Origin of the sequence: Blautia sp. AF19-1 (assembly GCF_003479155.1) — a bacterium.
Classification (GTDB): domain Bacteria; phylum Bacillota; class Clostridia; order Lachnospirales; family Lachnospiraceae; genus Fusicatenibacter; species Fusicatenibacter saccharivorans.
Genome location: NZ_QUGQ01000006.1, coordinates 185733 through 201892, shown reverse-complemented (window position 1 = coordinate 201892; position 16160 = coordinate 185733). Strand labels below are relative to the sequence as shown.

At 50.8% G+C, this 16160-nt stretch carries 13 protein-coding genes and 2 tRNA genes; all 15 read right to left on the bottom strand.

Annotated elements, in window-relative coordinates:
* Positions 1-133: 133 nt before the first annotated feature.
* Positions 134-223, bottom strand: a tRNA-Ser gene (locus DWX26_RS06070).
* Between the two features lie 48 nt (positions 224-271).
* Positions 272-357, bottom strand: a tRNA-Ser gene (locus tag DWX26_RS06065).
* Between the two features lie 250 nt (positions 358-607).
* Positions 608-1336 carry a 2-C-methyl-D-erythritol 4-phosphate cytidylyltransferase gene (gene ispD, locus DWX26_RS06060; protein WP_055219901.1) on the bottom strand — a complete coding sequence of 243 codons (729 nt, stop codon included), beginning with the start codon at positions 1334-1336 and terminating at the stop codon, positions 608-610.
* A 79-nt stretch (positions 1337-1415) separates the two neighbouring features.
* A complete protein-coding gene (tsaD, locus tag DWX26_RS06055; protein WP_022462650.1) occupies positions 1416-2441 on the bottom strand; it encodes a tRNA (adenosine(37)-N6)-threonylcarbamoyltransferase complex transferase subunit TsaD in 1026 nt (341 codons plus the stop codon).
* A complete protein-coding gene (locus DWX26_RS06050) occupies positions 2434-3357 on the bottom strand; it encodes a ribonuclease Z (RefSeq protein WP_118601061.1) in 924 nt (307 codons plus the stop codon). The genes tsaD and DWX26_RS06050 overlap by 8 nt, the downstream gene beginning before the upstream one ends.
* A 137-nt stretch (positions 3358-3494) precedes the next feature.
* The gene (gene trpA / locus DWX26_RS06045) at positions 3495-4277 is read right to left on the bottom strand and encodes a tryptophan synthase subunit alpha (protein ID WP_055219903.1); all 783 of its coding nucleotides are present in this window, start codon (positions 4275-4277) and stop codon (positions 3495-3497) included.
* Positions 4270-5454, bottom strand: a complete 1185-nt coding sequence (gene trpB / locus DWX26_RS06040; protein ID WP_022462653.1) for a tryptophan synthase subunit beta — start codon at positions 5452-5454, stop codon at positions 4270-4272. Before trpB ends, trpA begins: the two co-directional genes overlap by 8 nt.
* Positions 5447-6055: a phosphoribosylanthranilate isomerase gene (locus DWX26_RS06035; protein WP_118601060.1), complete on the bottom strand. Its 609-nt coding sequence runs from the start codon at positions 6053-6055 to the stop codon at positions 5447-5449. The genes trpB and DWX26_RS06035 overlap by 8 nt, the downstream gene beginning before the upstream one ends.
* Before the next feature lie 53 nt (positions 6056-6108).
* Positions 6109-6891 carry an indole-3-glycerol phosphate synthase TrpC gene (trpC, locus tag DWX26_RS06030; protein ID WP_055219907.1) on the bottom strand — a complete coding sequence of 261 codons (783 nt, stop codon included), beginning with the start codon at positions 6889-6891 and terminating at the stop codon, positions 6109-6111.
* 4 nt (positions 6892-6895) lie between these two features.
* Entirely contained in the window at positions 6896-7915 is a 1020-nt protein-coding gene (gene trpD / locus DWX26_RS06025; protein ID WP_117814151.1) for an anthranilate phosphoribosyltransferase, read from the bottom strand.
* 34 nt (positions 7916-7949) lie between these two features.
* The gene (locus DWX26_RS06020; protein WP_022462657.1) at positions 7950-8522 is read right to left on the bottom strand and encodes an anthranilate synthase component II; all 573 of its coding nucleotides are present in this window, start codon (positions 8520-8522) and stop codon (positions 7950-7952) included.
* Positions 8519-10060: an anthranilate synthase component I gene (gene trpE, locus DWX26_RS06015; RefSeq protein WP_118601059.1), complete on the bottom strand. Its 1542-nt coding sequence runs from the start codon at positions 10058-10060 to the stop codon at positions 8519-8521. Before trpE ends, DWX26_RS06020 begins: the two co-directional genes overlap by 4 nt.
* 436 nt (positions 10061-10496) lie before the next feature.
* Complete coding sequence (locus DWX26_RS06010; RefSeq protein WP_118594876.1) at positions 10497-11273, bottom strand: hypothetical protein; 777 nt, start codon at positions 11271-11273, stop codon at positions 10497-10499.
* Between the two features lie 3 nt (positions 11274-11276).
* The gene (locus tag DWX26_RS06005) at positions 11277-12524 is read right to left on the bottom strand and encodes a DUF5716 family protein (protein ID WP_118594875.1); all 1248 of its coding nucleotides are present in this window, start codon (positions 12522-12524) and stop codon (positions 11277-11279) included.
* Positions 12506-16081 (bottom strand): DUF5717 family protein, encoded by a 3576-nt coding sequence (locus DWX26_RS06000; RefSeq protein WP_147398113.1) that lies wholly within the window; start codon positions 16079-16081, stop codon positions 12506-12508. The genes DWX26_RS06005 and DWX26_RS06000 overlap by 19 nt, the downstream gene beginning before the upstream one ends.
* Positions 16082-16160: the final 79 nt, after the last annotated feature.

Here is a 16160-nt window from a genome sequence, read left to right as displayed (position 1 = left end):
AGAACTTTCGAGGATGTGTTTCATTGTTTAATTATCAAGGATCTTTGCTGTTCTCTCGATCAGCAACTTGTTTATTTTATCAAACTCATTTGCATTTGTCAAGAACTTTTTTCAACTTTTTTTCAAAGCCGAGCGGAGAAGGAGGGATTTGAACCCTCGCGCCGCTATTAACGACCTACTCCCTTTCCAGGGGAGCCCCTTCAGCCAGCTTGGGTACTTCTCCATAGTTTGCCTGATTCATAATCAGATATTCAATTAACTGAGTTTTGAGCGGAGAGGGTGGGATTCGAACCCACGCGCCCTTTCGGACAAACGGTTTTCAAGACCGCCTCGTTATGACCGCTTCGATACCTCTCCGTGTGTGAATTCAAATCTCGGTAACTCCCGAAATCATCTCAGTTTTTGGCTTGTCAGCTTTGCGTTTTTATCTCTCTCGCTCAGCGACATTCGTTATTATATCAGCAGTGTTTCAGAATGTCAACCACTTTTTTGAATTTTTTTTACATTTTTTTCAATTTCTTTTTCGTTTTCGCTGTTTTTCCCTGTTTTGCAATTCACACATTTGTTTTTATCCATTTATAGTTTGCTTTCTGTATTTTGCTTTTTTCTATTTTTCTGCCAGAAAGCTCTCTGCAACGAGCAGATCCTCCGGTGTTGTGATTTTTATATTTTCATAGCCGCCTTTTACCATCACTGATGCGATTCCCATCTCCTGCTCCACAACCATGGCATCGTCGGTGATTCCTTCTGTGGAATGCTGCATCAGTTTTTCGAATGCCGGAAACAGAAGCTCTGCTGCAAAGGCCTGCGGGGTCTGTGCCTGCCATACGAGATCTCTTCGCGGGCTTTCCCTGATTTTTCCGTTTTCATCGGTAAGCTTGATGGTATCCTTGACCGGCATGCCAAGGACACAGGCTTTTTCTTCTTTTACACATGCGCAGAGACGTTCCAGCATTTCCTGGTTTAAAAACGGGCGGGCGCCATCGTGAATCAGAACGTAATCGGTCTTCTGATCCTGTTCGCTTTCCAGGCTTTTCAGCGTCTGCAATGCTTTCCAGACAGATTCATACCGTTCCCTTCCGCCTGCGCATACGGAAACAGTTTTCTTAATTCCATATTTTTCGATAATCTCTTTCTGACAGTATTCTATTTTATCCGCACCTGTCACAAGAATGATCTGGTCAATCTCCGGCGAATGTTCAAAAACCTCCAGCGCGTAAACCACGACTGGTTTTCCTCCGATTTCCAGAAACTGTTTTGCTACGCTTCCGCCCATCCGGGTTCCCTTTCCGGCTGCCAGGACAACCGCAGTGTATTTTTCTTTCTTCTCGCTCATCTTTTCCTCCGTTTTCTACAAATACAAAAACTCCGCAGCAGATCTCTCTTCTCCGTTCTGCTGCGGAAGTTTCTTTTTCTTATCGTTCGCCAAGCTTCAGGTTCGGTACGGCATTCAGGTCCCAGCCGTGGCGGGTTCCCTTCTGGTACTCGTAGTAAGCTGCCACACCGATCATGGCCGCATTGTCGGTACAGAAGATCGGGGACGGACGGTAAAAGCGGATGCCCTCTTTTTCACATGCTGCTTCCATCGCCGCGCGGAGTGCCCCGTTCGATGCAACGCCGCCGGCGATCGCCAGACGGTCCATATGGTAATCTTTGGCCGCACGGATGGCATTATCCACCAGAACGTCCACAACGGCCTGCTGGAAGGACGCAGCGATGTCTGCTTCGACAATTGGTTCGCCTGTCATCCGGCATTTGTTCAGATGGTTTAAAACGGCAGATTTTACGCCGCTGAAGCTGAAGTCATACGGCGCATCCTCCATGTGGGCACGCGGGAAGTCGATGGCGTGCGGGTTTCCTTCTTTTGCCAGCTTGTCGATCTTCGGTCCGCCCGGATAGCCGAGTCCGATGGCACGGGCTACCTTGTCGAAGGCTTCTCCGGCTGCGTCGTCTCTCGTTCTTCCGAGGATTTCGAAAGAACCGTAATCTTTTACAATGACAAGATGGGTATGGCCTCCGGAGATGATTTCACACAGGAACGGCGGCTCCAGATCCGGGTGTTCGATATAGTTCGCCGAGACGTGGCCTTCAATATGGTGAACGCCGACCAGCGGTTTCTTTTTTGCATAGGCGATCGCTTTTGCCTCTGCCACGCCGACGAGAAGTGCGCCGACAAGGCCAGGGCCGTACGTAACACCGATCGCATCGATATCATCCAGAGTGACATCGGCTTCTTTTAAGGCCGCTTCTACAACCTGGTTGATTTTTTCGATATGTTTTCTGGATGCAATTTCCGGCACAACGCCGCCATACAGGGTATGGATGGCGATCTGGGATGAAATAATGTTAGACAGCACACATCTTCCGTTTTTCACGACGGAGGCTGCGGTTTCATCGCAGGAGCTCTCAATTGCAAGAATCAAGGTATCTTTTTCACTCATTTTTCGTTTCCTCTTCAAATAACAGTTCTACTGATCTTCCGTCTTTTCCAAGCTCTGCGGCCGGGAAAATCTTCTGTACCTCATCCATGTACCGCTGCGGGCCGACGAGCGACGGGGAAAAGTGGGTCAGCCACATTTCGGCAGCCTCGGCATCTTTTGCCAGTTTTGCCGCCTCGTAGAAGGTCATATGCTTAAATTCTTTTGCTTTTGCCTGTTTTTCCGGCTCGCCGTACATTCCCTCGCAGATGAAAAGGTCGGAGCCTTTCGCATGTTCAGAGATCGACGGAATCGGGCGGGTATCGGTGCAGTAGGTCACCTTCAGTCCCTTTCTGACAGGGCCGAGGACCATGTCCGGCGTATACGTCTTTCCATCCAGGGTGACAGTCTCGCCTTTCTGCAGCGGATTCCAGCATTTAATCGGAATTTCCTGTGCTTTAGCGCGCTCCACATCGAATTTTCCCTTGCGGGAGATCTCCAGCGAATAGCCGTAGCAGGTGATATTGTGCTGCACGCGGAAGGCTGTGATTTTGTAGCCGTTCATCTCGATCACTTCCTCCGGCGCTGTCACCTCGTGAAATACAATCGGAAACGGCAGCTCCGGGCAGATGACACGCAGTGAATTGACGACGCGCTCCAGGCCTTTTGGGCCGATCATGGTCAGCGGTTCTCTCCGGTCAGTGTTTCCCATCGTCAGGAGAAGTCCTGGAAGGCCGCTGATGTGGTCTGCGTGGTAATGGGTGAAGCAGATGGCATCAATCGGCTTAAAGGTCCAGCCTTTTTCCTTGATGGCAACCTGGGTTCCCTCGCCGCAGTCGATCAGAAGGCTGCTTCCGTTGTATCGGGTCATCAGGGCGGTCAGGCGTCTGCCTGGCAGAGGCATCATACCGCCTGTTCCCAGTAAACATACATCTAACACGTTTTTCCTCCATATTCTATCCGGCTTTTTCGAAAGCCGGTCAGGTATTTTACGTTGAAAAAGCGTGTCCAAAACGGTTTGTTTCAGACACGCTCTCATCTTAACACAGTTTTTTCAAACACGCAATGACGCGGGTTTTATTTATTTGCTGTCATGACAGCTTCCTTCATCATGCGGACATACGTATAGATGTGCTGCTCCGCATGAGTGCCGTACTTCGCAATCATTTTGACGATAGCGCTTCCGACGATGACACCGTCCGCAATTTTTGCAATGTTGGCTGCCTGATCGGTCGTGTTGATGCCGAAGCCTACGGCTACCGGAATATCGGTTACTTTGCGGATTGCGGCGATCATGGAATCGAGGTCTGTCTTGATCTCGCTTCTGACACCGGTAACGCCCAGAGACGATACGAGGTAGATAAAACCTTCGGCGTCTGCGGCAATTTTCTGGATGCGCTGCTCAGACGTCGGCGCAATCAGGGAAATGACATCTACCTGATGGCTGCGCGCAATATCGTTTAATTCGCCTTTTTCCTCATACGGCATATCCGGGATGATGATGCCATTGATGCCGACTTCCTCACATTTTGTAAAGAACGGCTCGTATCCGTAATGGAACACCGGGTTTAAGTAGGTCATAAACACCAGCGGAATGTCTGTTTTTTTGCGCACGGAAGCTACCATATCGAAAATTTTATCGGTGGTGGTTCCGGCTTTTAAGGAACGGAGGTCTGCCTCCTGGATGACAACGCCCTCGGCGATCGGATCGGAAAACGGGATTCCGATCTCGATCAGGTCTGCGCCTGCTTTTTCGAGCTCCAGAATATAATTCTCTGTTTTTTCAATGTTCGGGTCTCCGGCTGTCAGAAACGGAATGAATGCTTTGCTGTTTGAAAATGCTTCTGTTACTTTACTCATGAAGGTCCCTCCCTCTGTATCTTGCAATGGCTGCTACGTCTTTGTCTCCGCGTCCGGACAGGCAGATGATGATGGAGTCTTCCGGATCAAATTCTTTTGCGATCTTCATCGCATGGGCTACTGCATGGGCACTCTCGATCGCACAGATGATACCCTCGGTTCTTGCGAGGTATTCAAAAGCTTCTACTGCCTCATCGTCCGTTACCGGAACGTATTCGGCGCGGCCGATGTCATGCAGATATGCATGCTCCGGTCCAATGCCCGGGTAGTCAAGACCTGCGGAAATCGAGTAAACCGGTGCGATCTGACCGTATTTATCCTGGCAGAAGTAGGATTTCATACCGTGGAAGACGCCGAGTGTTCCGGTTGCAATGGTTGCTGCAGTCTCTGCGGTGTTGACGCCGCGTCCTGCTGCCTCGCATCCAATCAGGCGGACATTTTTGTCATTGATGAAGTTATAGAACATACCCATCGCATTGCTTCCGCCGCCGACGCATGCCATGACGGCTTTCGGGAGTTTTCCTTCTTTTTCGAGGATCTGCTCTCTTGCCTCTTTGCTGATGACAGCCTGGAAATCGCGGACGATGGTCGGGAACGGATGCGGACCCATAACGGAACCGAGAACGTAGTGGGTGTCATCGACACGTGATACCCACTCGCGCATCGCCTCATTGACGGCATCTTTTAAGGTCATAGTTCCGGTAGTAACGGCATTTACTTTTGCACCGAGAAGCTCCATCCGGTATACATTGAGGGCCTGACGGTCGGTGTCTTCTTTTCCCATGAAGATCTCACACTCAAGTCCCATCAGCGCTGCTGCCGTTGCGGTTGCCACACCGTGCTGGCCGGCTCCGGTCTCTGCGATGACACGGGTTTTTCCCATTCTTTTTGCAAGGAGGCACTGTCCGAGCACGTTGTTGATTTTGTGGGCTCCGGTGTGGTTCAGATCCTCTCGTTTGAGGTAAATTTTTGCTCCGCCGAGATCCTTTGTCATTTTCTCTGCGTAGTAGAGAAGGGACGGGCGGCCCGCGTAATTTTTCAGCAGGTCATCGAGTTCCTGGCAGAACTCCGGATCGTTTTTATAATAATTGTACTGTTTTTCCAGATTGATAATTTCATTCATCAGAGTTTCCGGTATGTACTGGCCTCCGTGAATACCAAATCTTCCGTCAGACATGTCTTATCCTCCTTATGCATTCTGTGATTTTTTTCGGATCCTTTACGCCGTCTGTCTCGACACCGCTGCTGATGTCGACGGCGAAGGGATGTGTCTGTAAAATCGCCTGTTCCACATTTTCGACGTTCAGGCCTCCCGCAAGGAAATACGGGCGGTCCATGTTTCTGATCAGTGACCAGTCGAACGATTCGCCGGTACCGCCTTTTCCGTGGTCGAGAAGGATGTAATCGGCGCTGCTTTTTTTCGCCTTTTCGACGTCCTCCCTGGTTTTGATGGAAAATGCCTTGATCAGTTCCCCGCCGGTGCGGAACCGGAGCGAATGGATATATTCTTCACTCTCATTTCCGTGGAGCTGTGCCAGATCGATGACGCCCTCTTCGAGGTATCCTGCGACAATCGCCGGAAGCTCGTTCACAAAGACGCCGACCGCCTGGATTTCGGGATCCAGATAGCGCCGCAGCGTCACGGCATGTTCTTTTGTAATCTGTCTGCGGCTTTTTGCAAAGACAAAGCCGACATATTCGGGCTTCAGCTCATTCACCGCATCGATGTCTTCCAGCCGTGTGAGCCCGCAGATTTTGATTCTGGTCTGTTCTTCCATAACGTTTGACTCCCCGTGCGCTCTGTTTTGTTTTGCGCACTTACGTTACCACTTTAACACATTGAAGAGAGTTTTTCAAGCTCTGCTTTTTTGTTGCTGCTCCGCATCAGCGTTTCGCCGATCAGAACGGCATCGGTTTTATTCTGATACAGTCTTCCGACATCCTCCGGCGTTTTGATGCCGCTCTCGGATACGAAAACAATGTTTTCCGGGACAAGCTCCCGCAGCCGCTCACTGTTGTGGATATCGACCGTGAAATCTTTTAAGTTGCGGTTGTTGACACCGATGATCCTTGCTCCGGCGCGCATGGCCTGTGCAACCTCCGCCTCATCGTGGGCTTCCACAAGAGCGGAAAGGCCGAGGGAATGCGCTGTTTCCAGATATTCTTTTAAGGTTTCCTCCGGCAGCAGCGCACAGATCAGAAGGACAGCGGTGGCTCCGAGCACCTTTGCCTCGTAGATCATATAGGGATCCACGGTAAAATCTTTCCGTAGAACCGGGATGGATACGGTTTCTGCAATTTTTTTTAAGTAACGCTTGTCGCCTTTGAAGTATTCCGGCTCAGTCAGGCAGGAAATGGCGGAGGCACCGGCCGCTTCATATTCCTTTGCGATCTCCAGATAGGGGAAATCTTCTGCGATGATGCCCTTCGACGGGGAGGCTTTTTTTACCTCGCAGATAAAGGACATGCCCGGCTTTTTCAGCGTCTGTTCAAACGGGAATCCGGTGTCCGGGTTCATCGCCGTTGCTTTTTCTTTCATTTCTGCAAGAGAACACTTCTCTTTTTCTGCAGCGACACGTTTTCTTGTGGCTTCTGCAATCGTTTCCAGTATCATATGTTTATTCCTCTTCTGCCAATTTATTGGCGAGTGACACAAACTCTTCGAGTTTTTTCTGTGCTTTTCCGCTGTCGATCAGCTCCTCTGCCAGTTTTACAGCGTCCTGCATCGGGATTTCTTTTGCTACATGAAGGGCTGCGGCGGCATTCAGGACAACAGCGTCTCTTGCCGGGCCTTTCTTTCCTGCAAGAATTTCTTTCGTAATTTCAGCATTCTCCTGCGGGGTTCCGCCGACCAGCTCTTCTTTGGTACAGCGGGTCATGCCGAACTCTTCCGGTGTGATGACGTATTCCTCAAACGTTCCGTCCTTGATCTCGCAGACGCTTGTCGGTGCGCTTAAGGAAATTTCATCGAGGCAGTCCTGGCCGTAGACAACCATGCCGCGTTTGACACCAAGATTGGAGAGAACTTCTGCCATCGGGCGGACAAGTGCTTCCTCGTAGACACCCATCACCTGCATCGTGGCTGCTGCCGGGTTGGTCAGCGGTCCGAGGATGTTGAAAATGGTCCGGATGCCGAGCATCTTGCGGACCGGTGCCACGTATTTCATGGACATGTGGTATTTCTGTGCGAACAGGAAACAGATTCCAAGTTTTTCCAGAACTTCTTTGTTTTTCTCCGGCTCCAGGTCGATTTTGACGCCGAGCGCTTCGAGACAGTCGGCTGCGCCGGATTTGCTCGATGCGGCGCGGTTTCCGTGTTTCGCAACTGCGACGCCGCCTGCAGAGATCACAAGGGATGCTGTTGTGGAGATGTTGAAGGAATTGGATTTATCTCCGCCGGTTCCGACGATTTCCAGAACATCCTTGTCATGTTCCATGTGAACACCGTGCTTTCTCATGCCGTTGGCACATGCGGTGATCTCTTCGATTGTCTCGCCTTTCATCGTCATGGCAGTTAAAAATGCGCTGATCTGGATCGGATCGGCTTTTCCTCCCATGATTTCATCCATGGCGCCCTCTGCCATCTCGTAGGTTAAGTTCTCTTTATTTACCAGTTTTACAATCGCTTCCCGAATCATATTCTGTTTCTCTCTTTCTTTGCTGTCCTGTGATCTATCTTGTAATTTTTAAGAAGTTTTCTACCATCTGTCTGCCCTGCGGGGTCAGAATGGATTCCGGATGAAACTGGACTCCGTAGATCTTTTTCTCACTGTCCTCGACTGCCATGACCTCGCCGTCTGCAGTTCTTGCCGTTACCTTTAAGGTTTCCGGCAGTGTCGCTTCATCAGCTGCGAGGGAATGGTATCTTGCAACCGGAACGGTTTCCGGCAGCCCCTGGAATAATTCCGAGGTAAGATCCAGCGTTGTCTCGGACTGTTTGCCATGCATCAGCTGTTTCGCATAGGTGACGGTCGCGCCGTACGCGGCACAGATTGCCTGATGGCCGAGGCAGACACCGAGGATCGGGATCTCGCCGCCTAATTTTTCTACAATCTCCATGCATCGGCCTGCCTGCTCCGGACGGCCCGGTCCGGGAGATAAAATGATGGATGCCGGTGCCAGTGCGCAGATTTCGTCGATCGTCATCTCGTCGTTCCGGATGACCTTCATGTCCGGATTGATCGAACCGGCGAGCTGATACAGGTTATAGGAAAAACTGTCATAATTATCTACCAGCAGTATCATAAGTTGCTTCCTCCTTCTGCCTCCGCAAGTGCGACCATCACGGCCTTTGCTTTGTTGATGCATTCCTGATGCTCTTTTTCCGGTACGCTGTCGGCTACAATGCCGGCACCGGAGCGGACGAACACTTTTCCGTTTTTCTTAAACGCAAGCCGGATTGCAATGCAGGTGTCCATATTTCCGGTGAAATCCAGATAGCCGATCGCACCGCCGTAAATGCCGCGCTTGTTGTTTTCCAGCTCGTTGATGATCTGACAGGCACGGAGCTTTGGTGCACCGGAGAGGGTTCCGGCCGGGAGAACGGAATCGATGGCATCGACTGCGGTCTTGTCTTTCCGAAGCTGTCCTTTTACAGTGGAACCGATGTGCATGACGTGGGAGTAACGCTCGATTGACATGTATTTTTCTACTTCCACGGTTCCGAAATCACAGATCTTTCCGAGATCGTTTCTTCCCAGATCAACCAACATGTTGTGCTCGGCACGCTCTTTTTCATCGGCGAGGAGTTCTTTTTCCAGCCGCTGGTCTTCTTCATAGCTCTTTCCTCTCGGCCGCGTTCCGGCAAGCGGGAAGGTCCGGACCTCTCCGTCCTCGACTTTTACGAGAGTTTCCGGGGATGCACCGGCGATCTCGACATCATCACTCGAGAAGTAGAACATGTACGGCGACGGATTCGTCGTGCGGAGAACGCGGTACGTATCGAGGAGGCTTCCCTCAAAATCAGCTTCGAGCCGGTTGGAGAGAACGAGCTGGAAGAGGTCTCCCTCGTGGATATAATGTTTGACCTGCTCGACTTTCTCACAGTACGCTTTCTCATCGAAGAGCGGGCGGAACTCGGATTTCAGGTGGCCGGCTTTCGTCTCGGCCGGTTTTCCGAAGCGGATCAGCTCTTCCATTTTTTCGAGTTCCTGTACGGCTTTTTCGTAATTTTCTTCGAGATTTTCGGTTTCGATATTAATCATCAGTACGATTTTCTGACGGTAATTATCATAGGCGATGACCTTATCGAACAGCATCAGGTCGACATCTTTGAAATGTTCTTGATCTTCTGCGTCCAGCTTTAAGGTCGGCTCGCTGTACTTGATGTAATCGTAAGAGAAGTATCCGACGAGGCCGCCGGTGAAGGTCGGCAGTGTCGCGATCTTCGGACTTTTATTTTTCTCAATCAGGGTTTTGATGACGGCTCCCGGATGGGCTGTCTTTGCGGTCAGCCGGATCTGTCCGGTCGGAAGCTGTTCTTCGTGGCTTTCCGGAATATCTTCTACTTTTTTCATCTCTGCCGCATCGGCGGTGATTGTCAGGTTTCCGTTGACACAGGTGAGTTCCAGCGACGGATCGTAGCCGAGAAAGGTGTATCTTCCCCACTGTTTTTTATCCTCCACGCTTTCGAGCATGTAGCAGTGGCTGCTGACGCCCTGCAGGACTTTCAGTGTTTCTACTGGTGTACGGATATCCGAATAAATTTCTCTGCTTACCGGGATTTTCCGAAAAACTCCCGATGCGGCTGCTTTTGAAATTTCTTCTAACGTCATCTGTTTCATCTTGTTATCTCCTCTCCTTGTGTCTGCAAAGGCTGTCATCAACACTGGTCCTCAGAACCAATTTCTGATATACAAAAAACCGCCCCCGGCAAAGAATCACTTTGTTCTTTGCCAAGGGCGGGTATATTTTTATACTCGTGGTGCCACCTTGTTTTGCGATTGCTCACACGCTCTGCAGAATACGATCATATTCCTGGCAACTAACGTATGCCTGCACGTTACAGAATACTCAGACGGTTTCCCGCTTTTCCCTGTACCCTCCGTGGTCCATTTGCTGATCCGCTTTCTGTCCGGCTTCCACCTGCCCGGGCTCTCTGTGAGTGCGCTTCCAACGTTATCTCCACTTCATCGGTTTCGAAGTATTTATTTTTTTCTTATGGGCCGTATTATAGTCCCATTCTTTTTTGCTGTCAAGTAATTTTTTTGTTCTTTTTGTTCAAAGTCCGGTATTTTTATGATATTCCCGTGTCCACGCCGCAAGAGCTTCGTCCAGATCGCGCGGGAGCTCGACCTGCATTGCCTCGGTGATCTGGCGGTCCATCTCCCGTTTCGTCTCGGCATCCACTTTCCGTTCGGTGCACATCTGCTCATAGGCATCCTGTCCTTTGCTCATGTAGACCGCAAACAGCCAGCTCTTTAATGATGCTTTCGTGTGCAGCTCTTCATTTGCTTTCTGAAAGCACATAAGTGCTTCATTCATCTGGAACAGACTTGCGTAGGCACAGCCCATGTTGTTGTAAATACTTCCGGTGAACTGGCTTCCCATGTTGGTTTCGTTTTCCTCGGTATCTTTCAGCGTTTCCTGGTAAACCTGGATCGCATTGATATATTTTTCGTGGTCGACAAGGTAATCTCCCTTGATTTTTTTCCGCACAATCTCCGGCTGCTCCTCGAACCGTTTCAGGCGCTCATTCATCTCACGGAACTGATCGTGGGAAAGATAATTGATCTCCTTGAAGATCGGCAGGATAAAATCACCGATGTTCTTTTTCTCCTCCAGAAGGACGTAGAGACGCTGGTACAGTCTTCTTAAGTGGAGTTCTTCTTTCATCCACACCAGCAGCTGCTCGTTAATGATGGTCTCGTCCAGCAGATAGATGTTGTGGTACAGATAATAGCACAGTTCCTCGATGGAATATATATTTGTGCTGATGTTGGAAATATAATACGGATTTTTCGCCCGTTTGACCTGACATAAAATATAACCGCTCATCGTTTACACCTCCCCCATCGTCTCGTGCCAGATTTTGTGACTTGCCGGGAACATATCGCCAAAACCTAAATCCTCTGCGGTGATCTGACACGTAACCGGAGAATCATACTCCAGACGCAGACGGATCCGTGTTGTCTTCGGCGGCCGTTTGGGCAGCCCGTCCAGCTTCATGGTATAGCGGTTTCGTTTTCCGCTTTCCATGGAACTTACAATAAATTCCAGCTCCTCCGTTCCGTCGAGGATCAGCTCACATTCTTTTTCTGCTTCATACCAGTTCACACCGGCTGCAATCAGCGCATAGTATGCCGGAGAGCCATTAATCGTCATCTCCATGCCGATGTTGTAGCGCACGAGGTCATTTCCGAGGAAGAGATAGCCCTTTAAGCGGCGCTCCTCCACTTTTTCGCGCGCGGAAAAGCAGGCGCCCTGTGCAAACAGGTTCGTTCCGCCGAAGATTCTTCTCTGGTTTTTCTTTAACTGACGCAGAGAGTTGTCGGCCCAGGCAAGGTCGAACTCCTCGCTCACCAGAAATACGCTGGAATAAATTTCATTCCCCATCGCTTCTCCCATCAGATGGCAGAAATCGCGGTCGCGCTCCATCGGCTCGATCGAAAGTGCGGCTTTTGGCCCCCGTTTTACGGTCACAGTTGCCGGCTTCGTTTTACGGCTGATGGAAAGTTCAGAAAACGATGCTTCCTCATCTTTCAGGAAAAACAGACCGACTTTACGGCTCCAGAGCTCCGGCTTCTGGTTCAGCACATGGCAGTAAAAGCTCTCGTCATGCTCCTGCAGGTAGGCTCTGCCGCGCGGCAGTCCGATTATCTTGTATGCTTCACGCACATTTTCCACAAATGGACGGGTCAGATGGCCCGTGGTGATCATCATCGCCTGGATCTGCTGGTCCGGGCGCTCGATGCCGATCATCTTCAATGCTTCGCGAAGGAACGTGCCAAGGACTTCTCCCGGCGTATAATCCCGGTTTTCGATCTGGCAGATGCGGGATCCCATGCAGATCTCGTACAGATTGTCCAGCCAGATGCCGTTTTCCGCGTGAGCAGATTTTTCTGCATCCGGTCCTGTTTTCCACGTTTCCTCATTCCGTTTTTTGGCAATGGCGGTCGGAAATTCCACCGCCTCTTCTCCTTCTTTTACCGGGATGGAGACGGCCGTATGGGTTCCCCTGTCATAGCAGCAGAACTGGGAATATTTCTCTCCAAAATCAAATCCTAAAATTAAATTTTTCTGTTCCATGTCGTATCCTCCTGCTGCTTCTTTTCATCCACAAGTGCAAAACAGTTCCGAACCAGAGCCTCCTGCTGCAGATACTTTCGGAATGCTTTTTCTGCTTTTTCCGAATCTCCTGCCACGCGCGCTGCTTTCATCTGATTCAGAAGCTGGTACCGCGTCTTTCCTGCTTTTGGTTCGCCGGTCATGGAGACGGTTTTCACCTCTGTTTTTCCCTCACCCTGACGGTTCGTAAAGGTCAGGTAATACTCCATTTTCTCGCCGTAGAACAGCAGAAACTCTTTCACAAAAATGCCCTGATACATATTGCGCATCGGTTCGCTCTTCCATGTTTCTTCGGCGTTTGTCCGGTAATGAATCGTCACCTTTGCCTCCGCTCTCTGGCGCTCCTCGATGAACATGCGGTCGCCGATCTGGAAGCCTTCGGTCAGGTGCTCCGGCAGATCCTTGTAGAAGGCAAAGCGGAGTCCCTGTTTCGTAAACGCCAGAAGCAGGGTATGCGCCTCTTTTTCTTCCTCCTCCGAAAGCTGCGGCTTCGTGGAAAGATGTTTCAGCATTGCAAGACGGCAGATCTCGTCCAGCTCCCAGCCCTGTTTCCAGGCTCGGTCCAAGTAGTCAAACATCTGATCCGAAAGCGGTTTTCCGTCCATAAAATAGCCGATCGCAAGATACGTCAGGTATGCCAGAATGACGTGCTCTTTTCCGCTCTGGCGGATGTAGCTCTCCAGCATTTCCTGCTCCCACTTCGGGTGGCTGCGCACAAAGACGGACCATGTCAGAATGCGCTCCTCCAGCTTGTCGCTTTCCATCTGGAAGCCGCGGATTTTATCCCATAAACTGCACATATCCTCAATAGAACCGGTGAAATAATCTCTCAGATAGCACAATACGATTTCATCGTAGATGCCCTGTTTTACCACGTAGGATGCCAGATAGAGAAGCTCCTCGTCCTCTGTAAACTCTTTTTCCAGAATCATCGCATGCGCCAGACGGAAGAGACACGACACCGGGATCTTTTCGTAGCCGTACCGATCCGTCAGGGCAAAGGCGCGGCTGTAACAGCCGTAGCGTACCAGAAGCTCGATCGTAGAAATACGGTCCACCTTTGCGTAAGCGCTGTCCTCCAGCTCTGCAACAGCTGCCTCGGTCTCACGCTCATCCGGATGGGCAAGATAGTATTCCAGCAGTTTCTGACGCACTGTTTTCCGGTAAGCACTGGAAAATGCGCTCGTGCGCGCTGCCTGCTGATACCAGGCAAGATTTTCTGCGGTAAGCTGCATCTCCTCTTCCTGCTCCCCGCACAGGTGCAGCAGCAGACCCGGATTTTCAATGGCAAAACCGCCGCAGGCACGGGCAAGCTCTTCATCCGTAAACAATGGCTCTACGCGGCAGGTTTCTGTCACCGCATATCTTCTGCGCTGCTCATCTTCGAGAAGAATCCGCGCTTTTTTGCCGTACAGACGGATATAAGCACCCCGTTCCGTCATCGGATAGGACGTTTCGCCCCCCATCGCCGGATGGCAGACGATCACACGCGTGATTTTCGGATTTTCACACGTTACATGATGGGTAAACAGCACATTTGCGATCGCTTTTGCGCTGTCGGGATCTTCCGGTTTTTTCAGAAAAGTCCGGTACAGTGCGGCGTATTCGCGGTTCATGCGGCCTTTCTGGATCTGTCTTGCCGTGAAAACCTCCATCGCCGGGCGGTAGCTCTGGAATGTATGGCGGTCTTTTTCGCGGTTTTTGATCACGTTGGCGTAGATCAGCGCTTTCTTCTGGCCTGCCAGTGTGTTGCTGTAGGAGAAATACATCCGGATGACCTGCGGAAGGACCTCGTCGAACGACGCATCCATCGTTTCGATATAGTACTCGTACAGGCGCGTGATGCGGATGTTCCGCTCCACGGCTTTTGCATACCACGGGAAATATTCCTTCCGCACCGGGCGGCCCTTCATCACCAGTTTGCAGATGGCTTCGAGCACTTCATCGGATGGAAAACGCTCATAGCCCGCAGTCAGAATCTGATAGACATTCTCATCGAACGTTTTCATCGTCTCTGTAAGATAAGCGGCCCGTTTTAACAGTTCCCCGCTTAAAATGCCTTCTTTCTGCGCAAATTTCAGCACCTGAACGGTGAACGGCGAAATCCGGCGGAGCTGTCCCTCCTGGCGGAGATAGAGCTGTGCCGCATCCAGATACAGAAGCGGGCTCTTGCACCCGCACTCATAGCAAAGTTCCATCGCGTAGAGCTGACGGGTCAGCGACTGCTGCCAGGAATCGTCGGCATCAATGGCAAGCTTTAACAGAAAATAGCTTGCACTCTCCTGCCGCATCAGTGTTCCAAGGCGTGATACCAGCCCGGTATGGCCCACTTCCATTTTCAGCTTCCATGCCAGATACAGGTACGCTCCTTTTTTCTCCGCGGTGTCCAGCAGTTCCTGATGCTCTTTTACGTAAGAAAGCGTTTCTCTTGCTTTTCCGGTTTCCTCATGGCTCTCGTACAGCCATGCTTTTCCCAGCGTCACCCACGCCATGTCTCCGCCGGCTTTTTCGAACTGCTCGATGGCCTCCCAGGTGTCCTGATACCAGGTACGGTAGTCGCGTTTATGGACTGCCAGATCGAGATAGCCGCGCGCGATGGCAGTTATCTGACGGTCGCGCTCCGTATTTTTCCTGCTGGTCACATGTTTTTCGCTGTTTGTCACTTCCAGTTCAAAGCGAAGCTCCTGTTTTCCCTGACGCACCGTAATTCTGCCGTAATGGCGGCCGTTTCCGATTTTCTCCTGATGGATAATGTATTCCACACCGTAGACGCTTCCGATGAAATCTTCTGAAGTGACGACTTTCTTTTCCACTTCCAGAAAGTCTCCCTGCACCTCGATTTCCATGCGGACGTAGCCCCAGGTATTTTTATACAGATACAGTGTTTCCTTGCGCGGCTGGTCCACGGTAAGCACAGTTTTCTCCGGCTGTTCCGCCGAAAGCATCACCGGCTCTTTCTGACCGAGGGCAACCAGAAATTCCTCCAGGTGCTGAAATGTCACCGGCTTGTGGGACAGTCCCTGATAAAGTGCCATCTGCTCCGGTGCCTCTTTCTGAAGAAGACGTGCAAACTCTTTTTTTACAAAGAAGCGGTACGCTGCGCCGAAATCATGGCTTGCCAGATGCACAAAATCTGCCAGGGAATGAATCTCCTGCCCGGAAATGTTCATTGTCTTTCCCGCAATCGAGACGTGTACCCGCACGCAGCGTTCCTCCAGATTGCTGCTGACGGTGATGTTTCCACAGATTTCATCGCCTGCTTTTAATCCGCTGGTATCCACGCCGTACTCAATCGTACTCGCCGTTCCCTGGAACTGATTTTTCGCCAGAACGATTCTCTGATGATCTGTGGTCACAATTCCTTTTACTCTTCTCCCGTCTTCCGCTCCGATATTCAGCTCTCCGCGGAAATTCTGCCCCTCGTCCAGCGTCAGGGCCACCTCCGTCTCGGACAGCAGCAGATGGGGAACCTCATATTCAAATCTGCCGTTCAGCAGTTGTTCCAATCTTCTTCTCAATGTTTTTCACCTTATTTTATCTAAATCGTTTTCGTTCTTTTCCACAACGTCTGATTATACCCCAAGACGCACGGGATTG

Bases quoted from the DNA above. Each gene is read 5' to 3' on its own strand.
- trpB (WP_022462653.1), bottom strand. From the start codon at position 5,454: ATGTCTGACGGAAGATTTGGTATTCACGGAGGCCAGTACATACCGGAA.
- DWX26_RS06020 (WP_022462657.1), bottom strand. From the start codon at position 8,522: ATGATACTGCTGGTAGATAATTATGACAGTTTTTCCTATAACCTGTAT.
- trpC (WP_055219907.1), bottom strand. From the start codon at position 6,891: ATGATACTGGAAACGATTGCAGAAGCCACAAGAAAACGTGTCGCTGCA.
- DWX26_RS06035 (WP_118601060.1), bottom strand. From the start codon at position 6,055: ATGGAAGAACAGACCAGAATCAAAATCTGCGGGCTCACACGGCTGGAA.
- trpD (WP_117814151.1), bottom strand. From the start codon at position 7,915: ATGATTCGGGAAGCGATTGTAAAACTGGTAAATAAAGAGAACTTAACC.
- ispD (WP_055219901.1), bottom strand. From the start codon at position 1,336: ATGAGCGAGAAGAAAGAAAAATACACTGCGGTTGTCCTGGCAGCCGGA.
- DWX26_RS06010 (WP_118594876.1), bottom strand. From the start codon at position 11,273: ATGAGCGGTTATATTTTATGTCAGGTCAAACGGGCGAAAAATCCGTAT.
- DWX26_RS06005 (WP_118594875.1), bottom strand. From the start codon at position 12,524: ATGGAACAGAAAAATTTAATTTTAGGATTTGATTTTGGAGAGAAATAT.
- tsaD (WP_022462650.1), bottom strand. From the start codon at position 2,441: ATGAGTGAAAAAGATACCTTGATTCTTGCAATTGAGAGCTCCTGCGAT.
- trpA (WP_055219903.1), bottom strand. From the start codon at position 4,277: ATGAGTAAAGTAACAGAAGCATTTTCAAACAGCAAAGCATTCATTCCG.
- trpE (WP_118601059.1), bottom strand. From the start codon at position 10,060: ATGAAACAGATGACGTTAGAAGAAATTTCAAAAGCAGCCGCATCGGGA.